The organism is Bacillus sp. FJAT-53060 (assembly GCF_037104745.1).
Lineage (GTDB): Bacteria > Bacillota > Bacilli > Bacillales > Bacillaceae > Bacillus > Bacillus stratosphericus_B.
This window is the reverse complement of the sequence record NZ_JBAWSW010000020.1, coordinates 1-25868: the sequence shown is the minus strand read 5'-3', so window position 1 is coordinate 25868 and position 25868 is coordinate 1. Positions and strand designations below refer to the sequence as shown.

Annotated in this window: 17 protein-coding genes and 2 pseudogenes; 13 read left to right on the top strand and 6 right to left on the bottom strand. The window is 41.0% G+C overall.

The features are described 5' to 3' along the window. Positions 1-60: 60 nt before the first annotated feature. Positions 61-2145 carry a molybdopterin oxidoreductase family protein gene (locus tag WAX46_RS09215; RefSeq protein WP_336493715.1) on the bottom strand — a complete coding sequence of 695 codons (2085 nt, stop codon included), beginning with the start codon at positions 2143-2145 and terminating at the stop codon, positions 61-63. A 136-nt stretch (positions 2146-2281) separates the two neighbouring features. After that, on the bottom strand, positions 2282-3478 hold the full coding sequence (locus WAX46_RS09210) for a cytochrome P450 (protein WP_336493713.1): 1197 nt from the start codon (positions 3476-3478) through the stop codon (positions 2282-2284). Between the two features lie 424 nt (positions 3479-3902). Here WAX46_RS09210 and proC point away from each other — a divergent pair, with 424 nt between their 5' ends. From proC to WAX46_RS09185, 5 genes and pseudogenes are all read left to right on the top strand, one after another. Further along, positions 3903-4700: a pyrroline-5-carboxylate reductase gene (proC, locus tag WAX46_RS09205; RefSeq protein ID WP_376776445.1), complete on the top strand. Its 798-nt coding sequence runs from the start codon at positions 3903-3905 to the stop codon at positions 4698-4700. Positions 4701-4727: 27 nt separating this feature from the next. Next, positions 4728-5505 (top strand): annotated as a pseudogene (locus WAX46_RS09200) (glutamate 5-kinase). Between the two features lie 11 nt (positions 5506-5516). Further along, complete coding sequence (locus WAX46_RS09195) at positions 5517-5747, top strand: hypothetical protein (protein ID WP_226568610.1); 231 nt, start codon at positions 5517-5519, stop codon at positions 5745-5747. After that, positions 5729-5962 (top strand): hypothetical protein, encoded by a 234-nt coding sequence (locus WAX46_RS09190; protein WP_336493712.1) that lies wholly within the window; start codon positions 5729-5731, stop codon positions 5960-5962. Before WAX46_RS09195 ends, WAX46_RS09190 begins: the two co-directional genes overlap by 19 nt. Positions 5963-6001: 39 nt before the next feature. Further along, entirely contained in the window at positions 6002-6322 is a 321-nt protein-coding gene (locus WAX46_RS09185) for a GNAT family N-acetyltransferase (protein ID WP_336493732.1), read from the top strand. Between the two features lie 241 nt (positions 6323-6563). On the opposite strand, the gene WAX46_RS09180 is transcribed toward WAX46_RS09185, so the two are convergent. The 3 genes from WAX46_RS09180 to WAX46_RS09170 all read right to left on the bottom strand — a co-directional run bounded on the left by WAX46_RS09180 (position 6564) and on the right by WAX46_RS09170 (position 11120). Continuing rightward, on the bottom strand, positions 6564-8393 hold the full coding sequence (locus WAX46_RS09180) for an ABC transporter ATP-binding protein (protein ID WP_226568605.1): 1830 nt from the start codon (positions 8391-8393) through the stop codon (positions 6564-6566). Beyond that, a complete protein-coding gene (locus WAX46_RS09175) occupies positions 8390-10123 on the bottom strand; it encodes an ABC transporter ATP-binding protein (protein WP_336493711.1) in 1734 nt (577 codons plus the stop codon). The genes WAX46_RS09180 and WAX46_RS09175 overlap by 4 nt, the downstream gene beginning before the upstream one ends. Positions 10124-10217: 94 nt before the next feature. Beyond that, positions 10218-11120, bottom strand: coding sequence for a LysR family transcriptional regulator (locus WAX46_RS09170; RefSeq protein WP_336493731.1), 903 nt, complete (start codon positions 11118-11120; stop codon positions 10218-10220). A gap of 151 nt (positions 11121-11271) precedes the next feature. On the opposite strand from WAX46_RS09170, the gene gltB reads away from it, so the two are divergent. Both gltB and gltD read left to right on the top strand, forming a co-directional pair. After that, the gene (gene gltB / locus WAX46_RS09165; protein ID WP_336493710.1) at positions 11272-15843 is read left to right on the top strand and encodes a glutamate synthase large subunit; all 4572 of its coding nucleotides are present in this window, start codon (positions 11272-11274) and stop codon (positions 15841-15843) included. Between the two features lie 16 nt (positions 15844-15859). Then, the gene (gene gltD / locus WAX46_RS09160) at positions 15860-17344 is read left to right on the top strand and encodes a glutamate synthase small subunit (RefSeq protein WP_336493708.1); all 1485 of its coding nucleotides are present in this window, start codon (positions 15860-15862) and stop codon (positions 17342-17344) included. A gap of 458 nt (positions 17345-17802) precedes the next feature. Here the strand turns inward: gltD and WAX46_RS09155 are convergent, their stop codons facing one another. After that, a complete protein-coding gene (locus WAX46_RS09155) occupies positions 17803-19935 on the bottom strand; it encodes an MMPL family transporter (RefSeq protein WP_336493707.1) in 2133 nt (710 codons plus the stop codon). A gap of 179 nt (positions 19936-20114) precedes the next feature. On the opposite strand from WAX46_RS09155, the pseudogene WAX46_RS09150 reads away from it, so the two are divergent. The 6 genes and pseudogenes from WAX46_RS09150 to WAX46_RS09125 all read left to right on the top strand — a co-directional run. Continuing rightward, positions 20115-20445: pseudogene (locus WAX46_RS09150) on the top strand (helix-turn-helix domain-containing protein); the annotation flags it as partial. A 66-nt stretch (positions 20446-20511) separates the two neighbouring features. Beyond that, positions 20512-20955 carry a Tn3 family transposase gene (locus WAX46_RS09145; RefSeq protein WP_336493705.1) on the top strand — a complete coding sequence of 148 codons (444 nt, stop codon included), beginning with the start codon at positions 20512-20514 and terminating at the stop codon, positions 20953-20955. A 145-nt stretch (positions 20956-21100) separates the two neighbouring features. Beyond that, on the top strand, positions 21101-21802 hold the full coding sequence (locus WAX46_RS09140) for a DUF421 domain-containing protein (protein ID WP_226568592.1): 702 nt from the start codon (positions 21101-21103) through the stop codon (positions 21800-21802). A gap of 331 nt (positions 21803-22133) precedes the next feature. After that, positions 22134-22286, top strand: coding sequence for a hypothetical protein (locus tag WAX46_RS09135; protein WP_226570228.1), 153 nt, complete (start codon positions 22134-22136; stop codon positions 22284-22286). A 53-nt stretch (positions 22287-22339) separates the two neighbouring features. Continuing rightward, positions 22340-23824, top strand: coding sequence for a D-alanyl-D-alanine carboxypeptidase/D-alanyl-D-alanine endopeptidase (gene dacB / locus WAX46_RS09130; protein ID WP_226570225.1), 1485 nt, complete (start codon positions 22340-22342; stop codon positions 23822-23824). Positions 23825-23843: 19 nt separating this feature from the next. Continuing rightward, positions 23844-25211 (top strand): MATE family efflux transporter, encoded by a 1368-nt coding sequence (locus tag WAX46_RS09125; protein ID WP_226570222.1) that lies wholly within the window; start codon positions 23844-23846, stop codon positions 25209-25211. Positions 25212-25868 lie beyond the last annotated feature (657 nt).

Below are 25868 nucleotides of genomic sequence, written 5' to 3'. Positions count from 1 at the left end.
GCCAGTCACCGAAAGAGTTTCAACAACTGGCTGATTCATAAAGGTGTTTTGATTCCTGTCTCAAAAATGGGGGTCATTCCCCTCATTGCTGGCTTCTTCTCTTTCTATGAGTTTTTCAACCTCAACTCTGCCAGAAAAGAATGTGGCACCGCCGCCCATATCTGCCAAACGATCAGGTGTTAGCCCATTGACCAAATGCTTTCTGCCTTTTTGATCTGCCCATAATCCTTGACTGACCACAACGCCAGATAACACATTGTGACCGACCGCAACGACAAGCTCGCATTCTCCTCGATCATTCAGCACACGCACCATATCACCATCTTCAATCTTTCTCTCTTTTGCATCTTGTTCATTCATATAAAGCTTCGGATATTTCTCAAGCTTTTGATGCTTTTCATGAAGTGAGAAGGTGGAATTGAGAAAATTATGGTTCGGTCCCGGTATAAACGTAAGCGGATAATCACTTTCCTGATAAAGTGGTACATAGGTTGGAAGCGCTGGATATCCATCTTCTTTCATTTGTTCAGAATAAAGCTCAATTTTCCCGCTTGGGGTAGGGAGCTTTAAAGCTTGGAAAGGACCACGTTTTGCTTTGATCCATTTTTTTTCTTTTAACGCCTTATATGAAATGTCTTCATAATGAGGGTTTTCCGGGTGATAAAGGGCTTGTTCCATCAGTTCAGCATCTGTCTCCCGGAAGGCTTCATCTTCAAAGCCCATGGCATGAGCTAAAAGGCGAAATACTTCTGTGTTTGATTTGCTTTCTCCGTAGCGTTCAATAACAGGCTCTTGAATTTGAATATAATGATGCCAGTAAGATGTATAGAAATCCTCGTTTTCAAAGGCAGATGTCGCAGGCAGAACAATATCTGCATAGGCGGCTGTTTCTGTAAGGAACAGGTCATGAACAACCGTAAATAAGTCCTCTCTCAGCAAACCCTCTCTTACTTTATTCGCTTCAGGTGTCACAACAGCTGGATTGCAAGAGTAGACAAAGAGTGAATCAATGGAAGGCTCTCTGTTCATAAGCACGCAACCTAGCTGATTCATATTAAATGTTCTAGGTGCACGTTCCTTTAGTAGATCTGGACGTTGAAGAGCTGCTTCATTATAACTAAGAAAAGAAGAGTTCGATTTTATCGCACCGCCACCCTTGTACAGCCATTGACCAGTTAGAGCAGGGAGGCAGGAGATGGTTCTAATACTCATCCCGCCATTATCATGATGCTGCAAACCATTACCAATGCGAATGAGTGATGGCGATGTCTCTGCATACAGTCTCGCAAGTGTGAGGATGTCTTCTTTAGGGACACCCGTAATGTGTTCAACGGTTTCTGGATCATACTGCTTGACATGCTCGCAAAGTTCTTTGTGACCGATCGTGTAAGTCTCTAAAAATGACGTATCTGTTCGATCTTCTTCAAAAAGAACATGCATGATGCCAAGGGCAAGCGCACTGTCAGTGCCGGGTCGAAGCGGAATGAACCAATCAGCCATCCGGCCAGTTTGGTTTTTGTGAACGTCAATGACGACAATCTTGGCTCCTTGCTTTCTAGCTTTTTGTGCCAAGGTGATTTGGTGCATATTGGTCGACACAGCATTGATGCCCCAAAAGATAAATAGTTTTGTATAGATGGTATCTTCAGGATCTGTTCCTATGCTTGCGCCCATTGTATATTTATAGCCAGTTGTTCCTGCTGATTGGCAGATGGTTCGATCTAACTGACTTGAACCAAGACGATAGAAAAAGCGGCGGTCCATTCCCTCTGCATTGAGATTACCCATGTTCCCGTAGAAACTGTAAGGCAAAATACTTTCTGGACCTTTTTCTTCAATCAGTTTTGTCCATTTTTGACGAATGGTCTCAATGGCCTCTTCCCACGTAATGGGCGCAAACTGGCCGTCTCCTTTTCGTCCAACACGTTTTAAAGGAGTTGTCAGCCGTTTTTCATCATATAAACGGGCTGTCACATTCCGCACTTTATTGCAGATGTTTCCTTGTGTCACAGGGTGGTCTGGGTCTCCTTGAACTTTGACGATCTTTCCGTTTTCTTTATGTATCAAAAGACCGCACTGATCTGGACAATCTAACGAACAAACTGATTTGAATATTCCGTCTTTCATTGCTATATAATCGGTCATGAGTTTTAGCTTCCTTTCCGAATTCCGTGATCACTTGATATGGATTTTATTTTAGCATGTTCGGAGGTAGAAGGTAAGAAGTAAGAAAGAGATGATGAATTGAAGAAAAATGAAAAAAAGCCCCTTGAAGGGACTTTTAAAAACGGGTGACCTGTACAGGGAATTCTTTTACCCCAAAAACAAACGTGCTTTGAATTGGTTTTAGCCTATCTGCCGCAGAGGTGATTTCTTGAAACGTATGGAGTAAAATCTCAAGCGCAATATTGCTTTCAAGTCTGGCAAGAGGGGCACCAAGGCAGAAATGAATACCAAAACCAAAGCTCATATGAGGATTTGATTTTCGATCTAGTCGAAACGTATCTGCGTCCTCGAATGTCCGTTCATCACGATTCGCAGACGCAATCCAGCTAATGAGATAGTCTCCTTTTTCAATGTGTGAGCCGGCGATCTCAACATCCTCTGCTGCAATTCGCCCAATCGCTTGAACAGGTGGATAATAGCGTAACGTTTCCTCCGTCAACTGAGGAATGAGAGAAGGATCTTGTCGCACTGATTCGGCAATATCTGGCTTCTCTATGAGCAGCCGTACTGCATTTGTGATTAAATTGGTCGTTGTCTCATTACCAGCAACAAGTAATAGAATACAAAAGCCAAGCAGTTCATTCTCAGTTAATCGCTCACCGTCGATTTCTGCTTGAATGAGGAGAGAAATCAAATCATCAGCAGGCGTTTCTTTTCGTTTTTCGATCAAACGAGCAAAGTAATCTGAAAGCTCTTCTTCTGCTTGTTTTTGCATGTCTACAACGGCTTGAATGGCTTCCTTTGATTCATCTTTAGCACCTGCTACAAGAGCATCTGAAAGCTTCTTAATCACCTCTCTGTCTTTCACCTCTGCACCGAGAAGCTCGGCGATGATCAACACAGGCAGGGGAGCTGCTAAATCTTGCACAATATCAAATGTACGTTGATCCCTTACTTGCTTTAATAGATCATGTGTCAGGTCTTTGATCTTATCTTCTAATTGTTTGATCGCTTTTGGCGTGAATGCTTTATTGACGAGTGCTCTCATCTTTGTATGTTTTGGAGGGTCCATTGTTAAAATACTCGTTTTAGACGTGCTTCTTCCTCGCTGTGATGAGAACACTTTAGGCTGCCTCAGAACGGACTGAATATCAGCATATCGAAAGAGATCCCAGCACTTTCTCGTCTCATCGTATCTAATATCACCTTGTGAACGTAACTCATTGTAGATAGGGAACGGGAAAAGAAGATCATCAGTAGATCGGATTTCTTTCATTGGAATGACATTGACATAGTTTTCTTTCACTTTCATTATGAACGCTCCTTTTTCACATGATTTCTCCTTGACGGTATCACCAGTCAATTTTCACTTCAACGGACATTTTTTCTAAAATATGTCAATAGTCTAACCGAAATATTCACACACAATCATCGTATAGGAGAATAGAAAGTCACCAAAAATAAAATGATGAATTCAGTCGAACGAAAGGGTACTATGATTCAAATAATGATAGTTCTTTTTACCCAAATTTAATGATGAGAAAAGCGTGACTAACATATATACAGCAAGCTATCCCCTGTGCATTCGGGACTTTTGAAAAGCGACAGGTCTTTCTTGACACCATTTCTCATCATGTTACGATAACTAACGAGCGAAAAACACGAACAAAAACCGAACAAGGGAGAGGATCAATATCATTGATCAAAAGAAAGTTGCTTTCATTGGAGCAGGTTCTATGGCGGAAGGAATGATTGCAGGTATTGTGCGATCAGGACAGGTGCCGCTCAACCATATTTACGCAACAAACAGGCAAAATAGGCAGCGATTAAATGAACTAACGAAGCGATACGGAATACAAACAACAGCAATGGATTCATTTCCTTTTGAAGAAATGGATATCTTGATCTTGGCAATGAAACCAAAGGATGCTGAAACAGCACTTGAATCATTAAAACCTCATATTCAGAGAGATCATCTCATCCTGTCTGTACTTGCAGGTGTGAAAGCATCGTATATTGAAGACATGCTGCATGAAGGGCAGCCCGTCATAAGGGTGATGCCAAATACGTCAAGTACCATCGGGGCATCAGCAACGGCTCTATCTGCTGGACGTTATGTAAAAACCGAAGACGTGAGCATGAGTCAGGCCCTTCTATCTGAAATGGGAGAAGTCTATACCATTCAGGAAGAGCAAATGGACATTTTCACAGGAATTGCTGGAAGTGGGCCAGCCTATTTTTATTTCTTAATAGAAAGAATTGAAGAAGCAGGAGAAGAAGCAGGTTTATCAAAAGAACTGTCTCGCCAAATTGGTACACAGACCCTTCTTGGTGCAGCCAAAATGCTTCAAGAAACAGCTGAAAACCCTTCTGTCCTAAGAGAAAAAATCACGTCACCGAATGGAACAACTGCTGCAGGGCTGAATGCATTAGATGATTTTGGTGGGGGAGAAGCGATGAAGCAAGCCGTCAAACATGCCGCCAATCGATCAAAAGAGATTAGCGACGAGCAAAAACAAAAAGTATCTATATAAATAGAGCCTTAATACAGAAGTGATAAGGTGTTCGCAGATAAAGAGAGAAAACGAATTGTTGTCAAAATCGGCAGCAGCTCTCTTACTAGCTTTCAAGGTGAGATTAGTTTAAAAAAACTAGAAAACCTCGTCAATCAAATTGTGAAACTTAAAGGTGAAGGAAACGAAGTGATTTTTCAGATGAAACACGCTATCAAAATGTTCGAAATACCATGAATGTGTTATTAGATCGAGGCATTATCCCAATTATTAATGAAAATGATACAGTGACAATTAATCGCTTGAAGTTCTGAGATAATGATACATTTTCTGCAAAAGTAGATGGATTGATAGATGCTGATTTCCTTGCGAACTTATCTGATATTGATGGTTTGTATGAAGGATAACCCGCATACCAACCCGGACGCAAAGAGAATCTGCGAAGTCACAGATATCACAAAAGAGATTGAAGCAGCGGCACAGAGGACGGCACTTATTTTACAGCTGATGAAAACTTGGCTCCGCTGAATTATAAGAAGCAGTGGATTGCTTTTCATTCTGGATCAAAAGGTGAGATCGTTGTGCAAGAGAAAACAAAGGAGCACCTCATGCATCGTGAGAAAAGTCTTTATTCTGATGGCATTGTAGATGTAAAGGGTTCGTTTAAAAAAGGCGATGTTGTCTTGTATTTTAGATCCAGATGGAAGAGAAATAGGGCTCGGCATTGTCAATTTTGCGTCTGACGAACTCGCACGGTGAAGTCGTTCATGTCGTCGATCTTGAAGCATTAGTTTGTCATTTAGATTTATCAATACCAGTTTGCTAACCATAAGGGACATGACACTGACAGTTGAAGTTATCACATCGGTCAAAGAAAAAGCGAAAAAAGCAAAGCACGTATCAAAAAAACGAGGTTTACTTCAAACAGAGGAAAAGAATGAGGCGCTGCTTAAAATAACAGAAGCTTTAGAACAAAGAAGTAGCTTCATTTTACAGGAATATCAAAAAGATTTAGATTCAGGAAAAGAAAAGGGCTTCTCAGATGCCTTATGGATCGTTTTATGTTAAATGAAGAGCGAATTCATGAGTTCTCTGAAAGTTTACGGCTTGTGAAGAGATTAACAGATCCTGTTGGAGAAATATTGGATGAATGGACTCTTGAAAACGGCTTACATGTGAAAAGCCGAAGAGTACCGCTCGGAGTAATCAGTATGATCTATGAAGCGAGACCGAATGTCACTGTCGATGCAGCAGGACTTGCCCTAAAGGCAGCAACTCAGTGATTTTAAAAGGCGGTTCCTCCGCTATTTCTTCCAACAAAGCTGCTTCTGTCTGGTGTTGTCAGAGACGTCCTTCAAAGTGCCTGGCTCGGATACGGCCTTGATCAAAAACAAAATGGAAAAGGCTACACGACTGAAGCAATTGCACTCATGCTGAATGAAGGATTTCAAGTGCTGGATCTTCACAGAATTGAGGCAGGTGTTCAGCCTCACAATCTCGGGTCGATACGAGTTCTTGAAAAAGCTGGATTTCAAAAAGAGGGTCTGTCTAGACAAAATGTAAAGATCAATGGAGAGTGGAAAGATCATTATTTGTTTGCCATTCTTTCCAATGATGAACGACCAAGTGTCATATCAAGATAAAAACTCTCTCGTTATAAAGAAGTTGAATCAGCCTATTCACGGTGATTAGATGAGATTGAGGCAGGGGAAATGGTGCTGGATGGAGATGTATTTGAGGAGTATGTGCTCCATTCGCTGGTCTCTAAAAATGAAGCAGAATACATGACAAAACTCAGTGTAAAGGTGAGAAAGAGGTCAGATCAAGAAATGATAAAAGAGAATAAACAGCATGGAAAAATGCGTGTCTATCCTCTTTTTGTTTTTAACCAACTTGATGCTCAGCAAATTGACTCATATAGAGGTCAGCATAAAAGCCCTTTTCTTTCAAAAGTTTACTGTGAGTTCCTTTTTCAATAATGGTGCCATTTTTCATGACTAAAATGAGGTCGGCATCTTTAATCGTCGAAAGTCTGTGTGCAATGACGAAGCTTGTTCTGCCTTTCATTAATTCATTCATCGCTTTTTGAATATGCATCTCTGTCCGCGTATCGACACTGCTCGTCGCTTCATCTAATATCAACATTTTTGGATCAGATAAAATCGCACGGGCGATCGTTAACAGTTGACGCTGGCCTTGCGAAAGGTTGCCGGCATCTTCTGTTAAGAGAGTGTCATATCCGTCTGGAAGCGTGCGGATGAAATCGTCGGCATAGGCATGTTTGGCAGCTTTCATGACATCCTCTTTTGAAACATGCTGCCTGCCATATGCAATGTTGTCATATATTGTGCCTTCAAAAAGCCACGTATCCTGAAGGACCATCGCAAATAAGTCACGTACTTCTTTTCGGCTGAGATCGGTCGTTTTTACGCCGCCAATGCGAATGGAGCCTTGATCTAGTTCATAAAAGCGCATTAACAGATTAATGATCGTTGTTTTTCCAGCGCCTGTTGGCCCGACAATAGCAACCGTTTGTCCTTCTTTTACTTGTAAATCCAAATCTTTAATAATCGGATGATCTTTCTCATATCCGAATTGAACTTGTTCAAAGGTCACATCCCCTGAAAGTGATTCAAGATCAACCGCCGCATCCTCTTCGGTACTTTCTTCTTCCTCATCCAGGATTTCAAAGACCCTTTCAGCAGAAGCGATCGCAGATTGAACTAAGTTTGCGACACTGGATGCTTGTATAAGCGGCTGAGACATTTGCTGCGTGTATTGGATAAATGCCTGTACATCCCCAACACGAATATTCCCGTTAATAACAAGAATGCCGCCGGCTACACTTACTGCAACATAACCAAGGTTCCCAATAAAGGTCATCATTGGCATCATTAAACTGGAAATAAACTGAGCCTTTCTTGATGATTCATATAGCTGTTCGTTTAATTGATCAAATGTATCGATCGCTTTCTTTTCATAGCCATACGCGCGAACCGTCTGATGTCCTGTGAACATTTCATTAATATGTCCATTCATCATACCGAGCTCTTTTTGCTGCGCCTTAAAATGCTTTTGAGAAAATGACGTAATACCTCGTATGGAAAACAGACTGAGAGGCAGCGTCAAACAAACAAGCAAAGTTAATAACGGACTGATGAATAGCATCATGACGACAATTCCAATGACCGTAATCACAGAGGTGATCACCTGGGTGAGTGCCTGCTGAAGCGATGTATTAATATTGTCGATATCGTTCATCACACGGCTCAGCGTGTCCCCATGTGTTGTTTTATCAAAATACCGAAGGGGGAGACGTGTGAGTTTGTCATTTGCTTCTTGGCGTAATTCAGCAATGGTCTGCTGGGAGACACCCGCCATCACGTATTGCTGAACAAATGAAAAAAGAGAGGCAACGACATATAATAGGACGAGCAGCAATAAAATGCGTGAAATGACGTCAAATTGAACGCCTGTTCCTTGTGTAAAGCTTTCAAATAGGGAAGAGGTGGCATCTCCGAGTAGTTTTGGACTAATCACGTTAAAGACGGTTGAACCGATTGCTGAGATCAGTACAATGATCAACTGAAACTTCCTCGGTTTTAAATAGCCAGTCAAACGAAGAAGTGTTTTTTTGAATTCCTTCGGTTTTGCAACCGGCCCTCTTGGGTGACCGCCTTTATGGCCCATTCCAGAAGACATTTTCTTACTCATCCTTGTTCCACCTCCTGACCTTCCTGTGATGCGACAATTTCTTGATATACAAGATTGTCTTCAAGTAATTGTTCATGCGTTCCAATGCCTGCGATTTTCCCTTCATCTAGTAAAATGATTTTATCACTATGCTTCACTGTGTTAATTCTTTGGGCCACAATGATGAGAGCTGCATGCTCTTTTTCAACTTCTAATGATGCCCGGAGCTTCGCATCTGTTTTGTAATCAAGTGCAGAGAAGCTATCGTCAAACAGGTAAAAGGCGGGCTTTCTGACTAGTGCTCTTGCAATGGAAAGCCGCTGCTTTTGGCCACCAGAGAGATTCGATCCACCTTGATCAATCTCTGCATCGATCCCGCCATGTTTTTGCAAAACAAGTTCCTCAGCCTGCGCTGTTCGAAGCGCCTGCCAAATGTCTTCATCGCTCGCATCCTGCCGACCAAAACGCACATTATCTGCAATGGTTCCGCTGAATAAAACAGCTTTTTGTGGGACATAGCCCATTTGACTTCTCAGTTTCTCCTGAGGAAGCTCTCTAATATCTACACCATCTAGTGTAATCCGTCCTTCTGTCGCTTCGTAAAAGCGCATCATTAGCTGAAGGAGGGTCGTTTTCCCTGAACCCGTACTGCCAATAATCGCAGTCGTCTCGCCAGTTTTGGCTTCAAATGTAATGTCTTGTACCACTGGTTTTTCAGCATTTGAGTAATAGAGTGTCACATCATCAAAGCGAATTGATTTTGCGGGCTGCTGAAGCTCAGAGAGCGGTTCATCTTTGTCTTTTATCTTTGGTTGGAGGTTTAACACTTCATTCATCCGTTTAGCTGATGCCTGTGCTCTTGGGACCATAATAAAGCTCATCGATAGCATAATCAGTGCCATTAAAATCATCATGGCGTATTGAATGAAGGCGATGAGATTCCCAACTTCCATCTGTCCTGCATCAATCCGGTTAGCACCAATCCAGACAATGCCAATATTCGTGAAGTTCATAATGATGAGCATAAATGGAAATAAATATGCCATTAATCGATTCACCTTGAGGCCCGTATCCTTATAGGATGTGTTGGCTTCTTGAAAGCGCATCTTTTCATCATCAACGCGGTTAAATGCACGAATCACCCGGATGCCTGAAAGAGACTCTCTCATAATTAAATTCAGCCGGTCTGTTTTTTTCTGAAGCTGGCCGAATAGAGGGATGGCTTTTCTTGAAACCAAATAGATAAACCCGCCAAGAAGGGGAAGAGCTGCTAAAAAGATAAGAGATAACAGAGCATCTCTAGAGACAGCCAAAATAATTCCACCCACGAGCATGAGAGGGGCCCTCGTCATCATTTGTAAGATCATGATTGTTACATCTTGAACTTGCTTCACATCATTTGTTGACCTTGTAATAAATGAAGACGTCCCGATCTTTTGAAATTCTTCTAGTGAAAATTGTTCGATATGCACAAACAGTTGTCTTCTCATATCACGCCCGAAGCCAAGTGCAGTCTTTGAAGACAGGTAGGACTTCCAGATCGTGAGCAGGATGGCCAGTAAAGAACAAGCGACCATCCAGCCACCAACCTTCCATATATAAGCGATATCTCCTTGAACGATTCCAACGTCTACGATATCTGCCGTTAGAGTCGGTAAGTACAGCTGGAGCATACTGCTTAAAAAGGTCAGAATGACAATGGACACAACGGATAGCCGATATGGCTTTAAAAACGATAAAATTGATTTCATACGAATACCTTTCTTCCATATAATCTGTTGTTCTGTAATCTATCATATACAAAGAGGGATTATTTCTACAAATGAAAGGTCTTGTTTTAATGAATTATTTATATTGTTCAATTTTTGAGAAGAAATCCTTTACAAACGCATAAAAATCATGTGCAGAAGGAGACATCTCTCTTGACTTAGACGCAATAATTCCGACGGTTCTTCGGACTTGCGGGAAATCAATTGGAATTTTCACTGTAAATCGAGGTGTCGTTTCATAAAAGGCACTTTCTGGTAATAAGGTGACGCCCATACCCGCTGACACGAGACCTTTAATGGCATCCAAATCTTCTCCTTCAGATGAAATGGTTGGCTCATAGCCTGCCTGCGTGCAAGCATCAACCGCAATTTGTCTGAGCACATATCCTTCTGGAAATAAAACGAAATGATCCTTTCTCAAATCACTTAAATGAATACTTCTTTGACCACTAAAAGGGTGACTAATAGGCAAAAGGGCATAAATGCTTTCTGAAAACAAAATATTCCCTTCTATTTGAGGATCATTTGTCGGTAAGGGTCCTAAAAAGGCAAGATCAATATCACGATTTTTAACAGTGTCAATGAGAAATTTATAAGATCCTTGACGAAGTAAAAAATCAACCTCTGGATATTCCTGCTTAAAGGCAGAAATGACAGAAGGGAGTACTTGGCTTGCGAGACTTGTAGGAAATCCAATGGTCACCGTTCCTTTGTGCGGATCTAAGTATTCATCAATTTGCTCTTTCGCATAATCAATGGCCTTTAGTGCAGTTCTGACATGATCTAAAAATTGTCTGCCGATCTTTGTTAATTTAATATTTCGTCCTTCTCGTTCGAATAAGGCTACTCCAAGTTCTTCTTCTAAATTTGCAATCTGCCGGCTGATGGCAGATTGGGCAACATGTAAGTTTTCTGCCGCCTCTGACACGTGTTCACGGCCAGCAACTTCTACAAAATAACGTAACTGACGAAGCTCCATTTTTGCACTCACACCCATCTATCTCAAAAAGAGATTGTTTTAATCTAAATTATATATTGTTTATATTAATTTGAAAACTTAAAATAAGTTACAGAGTTTGTGAGATTTTATTACTGTGAAAAACGGATCTTTTAAACGGGGGAAAGAAACGATGACTTATAATCAACTACCACAACCACAAGGTCTCTACCGTCCTGAATTTGAACATGATGCATGTGGAATCGGACTGTACGCCCATTTAAAAGGGGAGGCGACACATAGCATCGTCAAAAAGGGATTACAAATGCTGTGCCAGCTTGATCATCGCGGCGGGCAAGGCAGTGATCCGTATACAGGTGATGGTGCCGGCTTAATGGTACAACTGCCAGACGCTTTTTTTAGAAAGAACTGCAAAGAATTTGCACTTCCTGAAAAGGGCCGTTACGGGGTAGGAATGGTCTTTTTTTCAAAAGATGATGATGACAAAACGCGTCAAGCCATCGAACAGAAAATCAATGGGTTCATTAAACAAGAAGGTCAAACATTAATTGGCTGGAGAACGGTGCCTGTTGATGCTGGGAAAATTGGTACTGTCGCGGCCAAGAGCTGTCCGGTTGTCAGGCAAGTTTTTATTGGCGCGAACGAAAACATAACAGATCGTTTGTCATTTGAAAGAAAATTATATGTCATTCGTAAGCAGGCTGAAAATTGGGGAGCAGAAGAGGAAAAACAATTTTACTTTGTCAGCCTATCAAGTCAATCCATTGTATATAAGGGACTTTTAACCTCAGATCAAGTTGATTCTTTTTACCTTGACTTGCAGGATGAAACATTTGTTTCTGCATTTTCACTTGTTCATTCAAGATTTAGTACAAATACATTCCCTACATGGGAAAGAGCCCATCCAAACCGTTACTTAATTCACAACGGAGAAATCAACACATTAAGAGGAAACATCAATTGGATGAGAGCAAGAGAACAACAATTCGTGTCTGAAGCCTTCGGAGAAGATCTAGACAAGATTTTGCCAGTGCTGAATGCAGACGGAAGTGATTCATCCATTTTAGACAATGCCTTTGAATTTTTCGTGCTTGCAGGCCGTACACCTGCTCATACAGCTATGATGCTCATTCCTGAGCCTTGGACTGAGAATACACACATGTCGAAAGAGAAACGGGCATTTTATGAATACCATAGTTCTTTAATGGAGCCATGGGATGGACCAACAGCCATTTCCTTTACGGACGGTAAACAAGTCGGTGCCATTTTAGATCGAAACGGACTTAGACCGGCGAGATACTACGTCACAAATGACGATCATATTATTTTCTCATCTGAAGTCGGTGTGATCGACACAAATGAAGAAGATGTGAAGTATAAAGATCGCCTTGAACCAGGTAAAATGCTGTTAATCGATTTAGAAGAAGGAAGAATTATTTCTGATAAAGAAGTGAAGTCTTCAATTGCGAATGAACTTCCTTATCAAAAATGGCTCGATGAAGAAATGGTTCATGTCAATCGCTCTGAAGAAAATTCAGAAAATTCTAGTATAATGAGTGACTTATTAACCCGTCAGCGTGCTTTCCATTATACGTACGAAGACATTCAAAAGTATTTAATTCCTTTACTAGAGGAAGGCAAGGACCCGATCGGTTCAATGGGTAGTGACACACCGCTTGCTGTGTTATCAGATCGTGCACAGTCTCTGTTTTCTTATTTCAAGCAGCTGTTTGCACAAGTCACGAATCCGCCGATTGATGCCATTCGTGAGCAGCTCGTCACATCGACCATGACTTGGTTAGGTGCTGAAGGAGATATTTTACATCCAAATGAATATTCATGCCGAAGAATTAAACTATATACACCGGTCTTAACAAGCGGGCAATTTAACGGCTTGAAAACGATTGTTCACAATGCCTTTAAAAGCAAAACGATTCATACACTTTTCTCAGATGATCTAAAACGCGGGCTAGATGCAATGTTTGAAGAGGCGGAAAAAGCCATTCGCCAAGGTGTATCTTTATTAATCCTTTCAGATCGAGAAATGACGGAAGAAAAAGTGCCGATTCCACCACTTCTTGCACTAAGTGCACTTCATCATCACCTTGTACGCCAAGGCTTACGAACAAAGGTGAGCTTGATTGTCGAATCTGGCGAAGTAAGAGAAGTCCATCATTTTGCAGCACTGATTGGCTACGGAGCAGATGCAATCCACCCTTATCTCGTCTACGAAACATACAAACAGCTTATTGCTGAAGAAGCGATCTCCATTGGCTTTGATGAAGCTGTTACGAAGTTTGGCAAAAGCGTGACCGAGGGTGTTGTCAAAGTCATGTCAAAAGTGGGTATTTCCACTGTGCAAAGTTATAGAGGGGCGCAAATTTTTGAAGCAGTTGGCATTAGTGAAGACGTCATTCAGGCGTATTTCACAGGAACAGCTTCGCAGCTTGGCGGAATTGATCTTGACACCATTGCAAGTGAGGCGAAGCTTCGTCATCAAGCAGGGTATCAGGCATCTACTGATCAAACGCTAGAATCAGGCAGTGAGTTCCAGTGGAGAAAAAATGGAGAGCATCATGCCTTTAATCCAAAAACAATTCATACCCTTCAGTGGGCATGCCGCAACGAAGATTATGACCTATTTAAGCAATACACAAAGGCAGCGAACGAAGAAAGAATCGGCTTCCTTAGAAATCTATTTGCTTTTCATCCAAAACAAAAGCCAGTTCGTCTTGAAGAGGTTGAATCTGCTGAATCGATTGTGCGCCGATTTAAGACAGGTGCGATGTCATTTGGTTCATTAAGTAAAGAAGCGCATGAGGTACTTGCTATTGCCATGAACCGAATTGGCGGCAAAAGCAACAGCGGAGAAGGCGGGGAAGATCCTGCACGCTTTACAGTAGATGAGCGCGGTGATGATCGCAGAAGTGCGATTAAACAGATTGCTTCGGGCCGCTTTGGCGTCAAGAGTCATTACTTGATCAATGCCGATGAATTGCAAATTAAAATGGCGCAAGGCGCAAAGCCTGGCGAAGGCGGCCAACTGCCAGGAAATAAAGTGTATCCTTGGGTAGCAGATGTACGTGGTTCCACACCAGGTGTAGGCCTCATTTCACCACCACCTCATCATGATATTTATTCAATCGAGGATTTGGCTCAGTTGATCCATGATTTGAAAAACGCTAACCGTGATGCGCGCATCAGTGTCAAGCTTGTGTCTAAAGCTGGCGTCGGAACGATTGCAGCAGGTGTAGCAAAAGGGACGGCGGATGTCATTGTCATCAGCGGTTATGACGGTGGCACTGGGGCTTCTCCGAAAACAAGTATTAAACATACAGGACTTCCTTGGGAGCTCGGTTTGTCAGAGGCACATCAAACTCTTGTCTTAAACGGACTTCGTGAGCGAGTAGTTCTTGAAACAGATGGAAAGTTAATGACAGGGCGCGACGTTGTCATGGCTGCGATTTTAGGAGCAGAAGAATACGGTTTTGCGACAGCTCCACTTGTCGTTTTAGGCTGCGTGATGATGAGAGCATGTCATTTAGATACTTGTCCAGTCGGTGTTGCGACACAAAATCCAGAGCTTCGGAAAAAATTCATGGGTGATCCTGATCACATTGTGAACTTCATGATGTTTATTGCCGAGGAAGTAAGAGAAATCCTAGCTGAACTTGGCTTTACATCAATGGATGAATTGATTGGACGCACAGACGTTCTATCAGTTAGTGAAAGAGCAAAAGCACACTGGAAAGCAGGGCAGCTGGATCTTGAAACATTGCTTTATCAGCCAGAAGGGGTGCGCACATTCAGAACGCCGCAACATCATAAAACGGATGAATCACTAGATATAAATGAGATCCTTCCTTATGTACAGGAAGCGTTGAATCACCAAACACCGGTTGATCTATCACTGAACATTCGCAACGTCAACCGTGTGGCCGGAACGATTACTGGTAGTGAAGTGTCTAAGCGCTACGGAGAAGAAGGATTGCCAGAGGATACGATCACACTTCGTTTCACTGGTTCAGCTGGACAAAGCTTCGGCGCATTCGTTCCAAAAGGCATGTCTTTATATTTAACAGGTGATGCAAATGACTATATCGGCAAAGGACTCTCTGGAGGCAAAATTGCTGTCAAGACATCTGATCACTTTGTGCAAAATGGACATCAAAACGTGATTGTCGGAAACGTCGCATTTTACGGTGCGACAAGCGGGAGAGCTTATGTTAACGGGCGTGCAGGTGAACGATTTGCTGTTCGTAATTCAGGTGTTAATGTGGTCGTTGAAGGAATCGGTGATCACGGCTGTGAGTACATGACTGGTGGACGTGTCGTTATTTTAGGGGGCGTCGGGAAAAACTTTGGCGCAGGCATGTCTGGCGGTGTGGCTTACGTGCATACATCTGATGCGAAGCAGTTCAAAAGAATGTGTAACATGGAAATGATCATGTTTGAAAAGCTCACAGATCATGAAGAAGAACAAGAAGTGAAACAAATGATCAAAGAGCATCTTGATTATACAAAAAGCTCAAAAGCAGTAGCACTTCTAAAAAACTGGGCGCAAGAAAAGGATCAATTCATTAAGATCATTCCGAGAAATTACAAAATGATGCTTCAATGCATTGAAGAACAAAAACAAGCGGGCCTCAGTCATGAAGAAGCTGTCATGTTCGCCTTTGAAGCAAACACAAAACCGAAAAATAAAGAAACGGCAAACGGGCAAAAAACAGCCCTCGCTCATTAAGAAAGGGGAGAGGACAATGGGCAAAGCAACAGGTTTTATGGAATATAAAAGAGAAAAGCCAAATGAACGTGACCCTCTCACTCGTCAAAATGACTGGAAAGAATATTCAGCTCTTTATACAGATGAGGTATTGAAGAAGCAGGGCGCTAGATGTATGGATTGCGGAACACCGTTTTGTCAAATGGGGATGGAAATCAGGGGCGACGTTTCTGGCTGCCCGATATACAATTTAATTCCAGAGTGGAATGACCTTGTCTATCGTGGGAGATGGAAAGATGCGCTCGAAAGACTGCAAAAAACGAACAATTTTCCTGAATTTACTGGCAGAGTATGCCCAGCACCTTGCGAAGGCTCATGTACAGTTGCGATCAATGATTCAGCTGTATCGATTAAAAATATTGAACGCACGATCATTGACAAAGGATTTGAAAATGGATGGATTACACCAAGAATTCCTTCAAGTCGTACAGGGAAAAAAATCGCCATTGTCGGTTCAGGGCCAGCAGGACTTGCCAGTGCTGATCAATTAAACCAAGCAGGGCACACAGTCACAGTGTTCGAACGATCTGATCGTCTCGGCGGCCTGCTCACCTATGGTATTCCAAATATGAAGCTAGATAAAGAAATCGTTGAGCGCAGAGTCAAACTTCTGAGACAAGAAGGCATTGACTTTGTGACGAACACAGAAATCGGTGTTGATATCACTGCCGATGAACTGAAAGAGCAATTTGATGCGGTCATCCTTTGCACAGGTGCACAAAAACAGCGTGACCTATTAATTGAAGGTCGGGAAGCAAAAGGGATTTACTTAGCAATGGATTATTTAACGCTCGCAACAAAAAGCATGCTAGATTCAGAATTTAAAGACAAAAATTTCATTGATGCAAAAGAAACAGACGTGATCGTCATTGGCGGAGGAGATACAGGTGCTGACTGCGTAGCAACTGCACTTCGTCAAAAAGCAAAAAGTGTTGTTCAATTCGGAAAGCATCCAAAGCTTCCAGATACACGTATAGGGGATAACATGTGGCCAGAACAGCCCTATATCTACTCATTAGATTATGCTTATGAAGAAGCACAAGCAAAATTGGGAGAAGATCCACGTCAATATTCGATACAAACCACAAAGTTTGTGGCAGATAAAAACGGAAAATTAAAAGAGCTTCATACCATTCAAATGGAAAAGGTGAAAAACGAGCATGGGAAGTTTGAATTTCATGAAATTCCAGGAACAGAGAAGGTATGGCCTGCTCAGTTAGTCTTGATTGCGATTGGTTTTGAGGGAACTGAACAGCCACTAGTGAAGCACTTTGGCGTGGACAGCAAAAACAATCGAATTGACGCAAAGTATGGGGAGTATACAACAAATGTAGAAGGCGTATTTGCAGCGGGAGATGCAAGACGCGGCCAAAGCTTGATTGTCTGGGCGATTAACGAAGGCAGACAAGTGGCACACGAGGTAGACCGTTATTTAATGGGGAGTTCGGTTCTGCCAAGGTAGGTCAAACAAAGGATGTTTATCAAATATAGAGAAAAGCCATGACCACTCTTTTGGTCATGGCTTTTTATGATTCAGAGATCGAGTGGTAGATGATCACTTTTTTTCCACACCCTTTGGTCGTCTGCTTTGGTTAAATTGCTCACAAAGCTCTTCTCTGATTTCCTCATCAAGTAATTTTTCTCGTATAGGGGTAGTATTAGCGAAGCTATCACTACCCTCGATAAGGAATTAAATTAAAAATACACCATTTCTGATTGTACTTCTTCATATACAACAGCCGATTCCTTAAAAATAGAGGTGAAAACGGCTACTTTATTTTTAAATTTCCTTAGCGTATATCGCATTTGTCGGTACTACCCCATAATGCGTATGAAACAATCTATCTTATGGCCGCCATTGAAGTGAATGAAACCTTAGTAGAGCAGTAAATCAAACTTATATAAACATAAACAACTTCTTTATTTTTTATGTGTCAATATCAAAAGGGAGGGAAGTAAAATGGCTCTTATTAAAAACGTGTCTATTAAAATTCCCATCGCCATTGTAAAGCCGAATAAGAAAAGTTCTTGCAACGGCTGTGTCATTAAGACGGCAAAAGTTGCAGCCAAAATAATCCCTGCTGAAGAAATAACGCCACCGGTTAATGCAATTCCTTCGCCAACCGCCTTTTTCCATGGAAGTTCCTTTGCTTTTTCCTTAATCCGTGAAACGAGCATGATATTGTAATCAATCCCTAATGCAACCATGAAAACAAATGTGTACACCGGCAAACGGTAACTGATTGCTTCATAACCCATAAAGTGTTTGAATATCCACCAGCCAAATCCGAGCGTTGCGAAATAGGATAAAAGAATGGTTGCCATCATTAAAATTGGCATCAGAACTGATTTTGTTTGAAATCCTATTACAAGGGTCAGCAACACCGTCACAAGTGAAAATAGGATAATCATGTCACGTACATTCATTTGCTTCACATCAAGCTGCCCAGCTGTTTGTCCTGCATAATGCAGTTGATATTCATTCTTGGTAAATCCATTATCTTTAAGGAAGGTTTCCGTATGATCTCGAAGCTGTTCAACGGTATTTAGTGCCTCAATGTCGTAAGGGTTATTCTTCAAAACAAGCTGTAATTTCACGGCCTTCCCATTATCAGCTAAAAAGTTCGGAGGCAAATCTGCGTTACCTTTTATTACCTCATCAGTAATATCGGGACTAACTGAACTAATTCCTTTTTGATTGGCTAGTTCCTCTTTAAGTCCTTTCACCTTTTGTAAAAATTCTTCATTAACATCAATTTTCTTATCCGCCAGTAATATCACTGTTACAGGGGCCAATTGCCCTGCCGGATAATGGTCCGCAAGAAGTTCAAATCCTTGACGGGAAGAAATATCCTCCGGAAATGAATTCATTAAATTAAAAGAGAACTTCATTTGTGTCGCATTTAAAACACCGGAAAGCAGAATGATCAACAAGATACCCGCATATAACGCAGGACGTTTTAACACAAGTTTACTTACCTTTGACCAAATGCTTTCTTTATCTTTATGTTGTGGATTAAACTTTGGAATAAACGGCCAAAATGCTTTCCGGCCCATTAGTGCAAATATACTTGGGATAAGTGTTAACCCTGCTAATAATATAACGACAACGGCTACTGAAAACACAGGAGCAAAATGGTTATAAGGCTCAAAAACTGTTGTAAACAGTGTCAGCATTGCTAGGAATACCGTCCCGCCACTAAAAAAAATTGGCTCAGAAACATGGTACATCGCTTCGCTCATTGAATCATATTTCGATTCCTTTTTTCTTAATTCCTCACGGTACCGTGAGAACACAAACAAACTGTAATCGGTTATAACCGCGAATAACAGGACAAGCATAATTGAAACGGCAGAGCTATCAACAGGAAACCAATCATTCTTTCCAGCCAAACCTATGATTCGATCTACAAGGCCATATACAATCCCAGCAATAATCAATGGTGTAATGGCAAGTATTGGTGAACGATAGATGATAATTAAAATAACAAAGATTAAAGCTACTGTAGCTAACATTAAGACGAGATCAGCGTTTTTGAATAAAGCAATGGTATCAGCCGATATGCCGGCAGGACCCGTAATTTCGAATTGGAGATCATCCAAACCGATAGCAGTTACCTTATCCCTGATAGCATCTAATGTTGCATTAGCTTCATCCGAGTCAATCCCATCTTTTAACGCCAAGTTAAAAATTAATGTCGTTCCATCATCAGAAAACATTTGATCTTGAACCTTTTTCGGAAACTTATGATACGGAAGTGCACTTGCTATATGTTTTGGTTTATTAGCCGAAGCAAACCATTCACTGAGTTCCGTAATCCTTTCCCGATCTTGGTCGGTTATTTTTCCTTCATGATGAAATACAAGCAAGGCGGTTAGCCCGTTGTCGGTGGGGAATTCTTTATTTAGTACTTGCTCCGCAATTTCGGAAGCTGTGTTTCCTTTTACACTGCCTTCCGTACTGTTTTTGGAATAATCCTTAGATGATGGCGCAACGAAGCTGAATACAGCTACCACGACAATCCATGCAATTAAAACAATTTTTGCTCCCATTGAACTGCTGGAGAATCTGGCTAGTCTACGAAATGGTTTAAGCATCATATCAACCCCCAATATTTTATCTTGAACCATTATAGGAAATGAATATGAACAGAGGATGAACTACATATTTCAATTAATCCATCGAAATTCACTCGGATCCCAGAAGAGATACAGCTTGGGAATTTTTCTAGACCAATGATCTGATTGAGATTACAGAACTCATTGCCCAATAAGGGGCGCATTTAAAAAGTTTAAAGGGGTCTTGACTGGATACAACAACAGCTCACTGAAAAATGTTGTATACTATGCTGGGAATTGCACAATTTGAGAGAGATCTTACTTCAGAGTACAAAGGAAGGCATCTTAGCTGCCAACGAGGAAAGTTTCCCGGAAGGCCAAAAGCAGATGAGGAAAAGATCACCCCTCATAGATCAGGGGATGAGCCGGACAGATGCTGCTGAAAAGGTTGGTATTTCCCGTATAACTCTATATCGTATGCTACAAAAGGAGGATAACAGTTGAAAAGGAATTGGGAATTAGATGAGCTAATTGATCATTTCATCCTCATGCCTGTTGAACAAGAGCTGATTGACAAAGGCATTAAATAAATTAGAACAAGGAATCCCTAAAAATACAAAGGTTCGTATTTTAACAAAAGGAAAGGGAAACAGTAACGGCCGAATATCCATTTCTCCTTTTGACCCTGTGCCGGAGCCGATAAACCTGTCACGACTCAAAGGTGAAATTATGAAACGCTGGCCTATGACGAGTTTACTAGATATCCTCAAGGAAGATGATTTGCGTGTAGACTTTACAGAACTTTTTAAAACAGCTGCATCGAGAGAGGTCATTAGTAAAGATTTGTTACAGAAGAATATCTTATGCTTATACGGTTTGGGGACAAATGCTGGGTTAAAGCGAATTTCATACGGAGAACATGGAGAAAAATACAAAGAACTATTATACATACGGCGAAAATATATTGATAAAGATAATTTGCGTAATGCTATTGCTGAGATTGTTTCGGTATAGGGGGTAGAGGTGTCATGATTTACTGGCATGTGGCTAAACATTCAACTTGTATCTAATAATTTACTACCTTCGTACATGTTTTAGAACCTTCCTTTCATGTACATACTGTATGTAGATAAATGCAGTAAGAAAGGAAGGGACCTCTGTGTCATTTTTTAATATTTTTATTGAACTAATGATCGGATTTTTAGCCTTGTTTTTTATTATAAAACTTTTAGGTAAAACACAATTTGCACAAATCACTCCGTTTGATTTTATTTCTGCACTGATTTTAGGTGAAATGGTCGGGAATGCGATCTTTGATCAAGAAGTCAGCATCTTACATATTCTCTTTGCCGTTGGGGTTTGGGGCGTTTTAATTTACACAATTGAATGGCTTTCACAAAAATTTAAATCATTACGTGCCTTTTTAGAAGGAAGACCTACACTTATCATTGATAAGGGGAATATTCGCTACAATCGTTTGAAAAAGAATAAGCTTGATCTGAATCAATTGCAGACGCTCATTCGAGCAAAAGGTCATTTTGCTCTTAATGAAATAGAATTTGCGATTTTAGAAACGGATGGCTCTGTCAGTGTCCTTCCAAAAATGAAATACACACCAGCTACAGCAGAGGATGTGAACGTGAAAGGAAAAGAAGTCAAATTGCCTAGAACGTTTATTATTGACGGGGAAATCTTAAGAAAAGACTTACAGGAAGCAGGATTTGACGATGCATGGCTGCGAAAGCAATTAAGAAAGCAGCATATTTCTTCCTATAAAGACGTCCTATTCTGTGAATGGATTGAAAATGAAGGGATTTATGCGATCAAATATGAGAAATCTGAAAAAAAATCCACAACATAAAGCATTGGGTGTTTTTTCTTGTGGTCAATGAATATAATATTTCAATGAAAATGATGATGAAGTTTGGTAAAGTACTGCTTGTTTTAAAAGAGCTGAAATAAAAAGTCTTGGAAATGAGTATATTACTGCGAAATCCACAACAGATTCGCACGGCTATGTTTTCATTGATTCCACGTTAAAAAAGTGAATGGCAGCTGCTCAATCTGTTTATTTAGTCAGTCCGTAGAGACCTCATTCTCCCGTCACGTGCCTTCATACAAAAATGGAGGATCATAATAAAAGCAGAAGGATGGCATAATTGGGATAACAGTGACAACGAGAAGGGAGCAATGTGACAAACCGCTTGAAATGGTCAACGATTTTAACCAAAAACGAAGCAAGTCAAATCACGGTTCAGGCTGTTCTTGGTGAAACCGATGGATGGAATCAAAAAAAGGTAGAGGCTTGTCAGTTTTCGTCAAAGAAAGCTGACTTTTCTGTTTAAAAAACCTTTGAGAACAAACGTTCTTTTGTGTATAATGAAAAAGGAGGGATTGCGTGAAGCGTTTTTCACAGTTCATGGTTTTACATATTTGGATCATGTCGATTTTATTGCTCCCTTTTTCAGTGAAAGATGAATATCTAAAAGCTCATGATCATCAAGCTGAATGGATCACGGTTTTAGACGAATTCATTCAAGCAGCACCTGATTTAGAGGGCGCTATCTCTGGCATTAGCGTCCGCGATACTTCTGATACCTCTCTTCTTTATGAACATCAAGCTGATATCCGTCTCACTCCTGCTTCTAATATGAAACTGCTCACATCAGCTATCGCCCTTGATCTACTTGGTGAAACACACACATTCCCTACAGACGTATGGATGGATGGTTCTATTCAAAAGAAAACGTTATATGGCAACCTGTATCTCCGAGGCACAGGAGATCCTACTTTATTAGAGGAGGATTTTGCTGCATTAGCCAAACAAGTCAAAAAGGCAGGCATACATACAATTCGTGGACAGCTTGTGGGAGATGACACTTGGTATGATAATACGAGATATTCCATTGATTTGCCTTGGAGTGATGAAGATCAATATTACGGCGCACAAATATCTGCTCTCACAGCTTCACCGAATCGAGACTATGATGCTGGAACCATAATCTTTGAAGTAAAGCCTGGAAAGAAAGCTGGTCAGAAAGCCACATATGACATGATTCCGAAGACTGACGTTGTTCATGTCATCAACCGAGTAAAAACGGTTTCAGAAGGCGGAAAAAAGAAGATATCTTTTAAGCGATCTCACGGTTCGAACGACATTACTTTGACTGGGAGCATTCCACTTAAAGCAAGTACATCTAAACAATGGGTTGCATTATGGGAGCCGACAACCTATGCCTTAGACTTAATGAAACGTGCGCTTAAGGCAGAAGGAATTCAGGTAAAAGGACCACCCAAAACAAAACAAGTTCCTAAAAAAGCAACAAAAATCGCCTCTCATTCATCTATGCCTTTATCAGAACTGCTTGTTCCCATGATGAAATTAAGCAACAACACCCATGCAGAAATTTTGTTAAAGGAACTTGGTAAGCGGGTAAAGAACAAAGGAAGTTTTGAAAAAGGGCTAGATGTGATAAACGATCGACTTTCTGCCTTTGGCATAGATCCGTCACTTACTGTGCTAAGAGATGGGTCAGGCATATCACCGATTAACCTTGTCTCTGCAAACCAATTTACTCTATTTTTGACAACCATTCAAAAAGAAAAATGGTTTAAGACCTATATAAATGCGCTTCCGTTAGCAGGAGCAAGTGAACGAATGGTGGGAGGCACATTAAGGAACAGATTGAAAGAACCAGCTACACTAGAAAAAGTACGTGCGAAAACAGGCTCATTATCAACTGTCAGCACACTTTCTGGATATATGGAAACGCAGAGCGGAAAAACGCTCGCTTTTTCCATATTATTGAATCATCTTGTTGATGACGAAAAGGGAAAAGATATAGAAGACCGTATTGTCAGCATCTTAGCTGAGGATCTTTAGACAGAGAAGGAGAACCATCATGACGTTAGATAATCATCAATCTTTAGTAAAAACCATGTCCATCTTTCTGATTCCCCTTTTATTAAGCAATATTTTACAATCAATCGGACAGCTTGTGTCTATTGTACTTGTCGGTAGATGGATTGGAGAGGATGCAGTAGCTGCGATTTCTGCATTCTTTCCGCTTTTCTTTTTACTCGTTTCTTTTTCTATTGGGATTGGGTCAGGAAGCTCGATCCTGATTGGACAAGCATACGGTGCAAAAAATGAACAGAGATTAAAAGAAATTATAGGCACAACGCTTTCGTTCACCTTTTTGATCGGATTCTCTTTAGCAATCATTGGAGGTTTCTTCGCAACAGATATCTTAAATCTGATGGGGACACCTGCCAATATTGTTGAGGAAAGTGCGGCTTATGCTAGAATTCTTTTCATCTCAATGCCGATCTTATTTCTTTATTTCGTCTATACGACCTTTTTACGAGGGACAGGGGATTCGAAAACGCCTTTTTATTTTTTAATAATTAGTACAGGAACGAATATTTTGCTGTTGCCGATTTTATTATTCGGCTGGCTCGGGCTACCGGCTTTTGGTTTGTACGGCGCTGCGTATTCCTCTGTGATTTCAACAATTGTGACGTTTATCATTCTGCATATCTATCTATATAAAACAAAGCATCCGCTGCGGATTGATGCGTCGGTTAGAAAGCATGTATTGATGAAAGGGGATCTATTAAAAACGTTATTAAAGCTAAGTATTCCTTCAAGCATTAATATGATCCTCATTTCTTTATCAGAAATTGCTGTCATTTCTTTTGTAAATGACTATGGTTCACAGGCAACAGCTGCCTATGGTGTTGTCAATCAGGTCGTGAGCTATGTGCAGATGCCAGCAGTTAGTCTTGGCATTGCCGTCTCTATCTTCGCAGCACAATTCATTGGTGCAGGAAACATGAATCGTCTCAAAGATGTCATTAAAATTGGGCTAGGACTAAACTTTGCCATAGGCGGATTGATTATTGTTTTCGTCTATATCTTTGCACCGCAGATTTTATCCATCTTTTTAACAGATCCTGAGACGATCGATATTGCGTATAGTCTGGTCGTCATTTCTCTATGGAGCTATCTCATTTTTGGAACGGCGCAAATTGTTGCAGCCACAATGAGAGCAAGTGGAACCGTTCTATGGCCAACGATCTTTAGTGTTTGTTCGATTTGGCTTGTTGAAGTACCAGTTGCTTATGTGCTATCACACTATACATCGCTTGGTATCAAGGGAATCTGGATCGGCTATCCTGCGGCTTTCTTTGTAAACCTACTCCTTCAATTCGGCTACTATCAGCTGATCTGGAAGAAAAAACAGATCGTTGCGCTTGTTCAATCATAATGAGAGGCTATCCTGCGGCAAGATCCATCACTTGTTAGGAGTCTAATCGTCTATGTTTTTGAATCAAAGAAGTGAACTCAGCTCGTACGATATTGGTGACTTTTCTTATGCTTGACCAGATTTCCAAGTACTGACGTGGGGAAGTTTAGTTTCATTGCAAACGAAGTGACGTTTGTCTTGGAGGTGAACACCGAACAGATTGGTTCACAACATATCCTTTAATCAAAGCTGCCCGTATTGAAGGACATCCTAAAGCAAAAGGAGATGTCCATATAGGGCATGATGTTTGGACTGGGTATGGAGCGACGAACATGTCGGGAGTAAGTACTGGGAATGGGGCAGTGATTGGTGCAAATAGTGTGATCACAAAAAATGTACCGGCATATGCCATTGCAGGATGAGATATTGTTTTTTTCACATAATTGAAAAACCTCATTTACTAGAATAGTGGATTTTAGAGTTTTCAATCATACAGTCTATGTTTCACTTTTCATAATCTCATAAAAAAGAAAGGCTGATAAAGCCTTTCCCAGCTTGTAGACAAAGTCTACAAGCTTTTTTGTATAATAAGGGTAATAACACAATTCTGCGGGGGATGAACATGTTATCGAAACGTGAAGAAGAGAGAAGAAATCAATTAGAAGTAGTGGCTTTAGA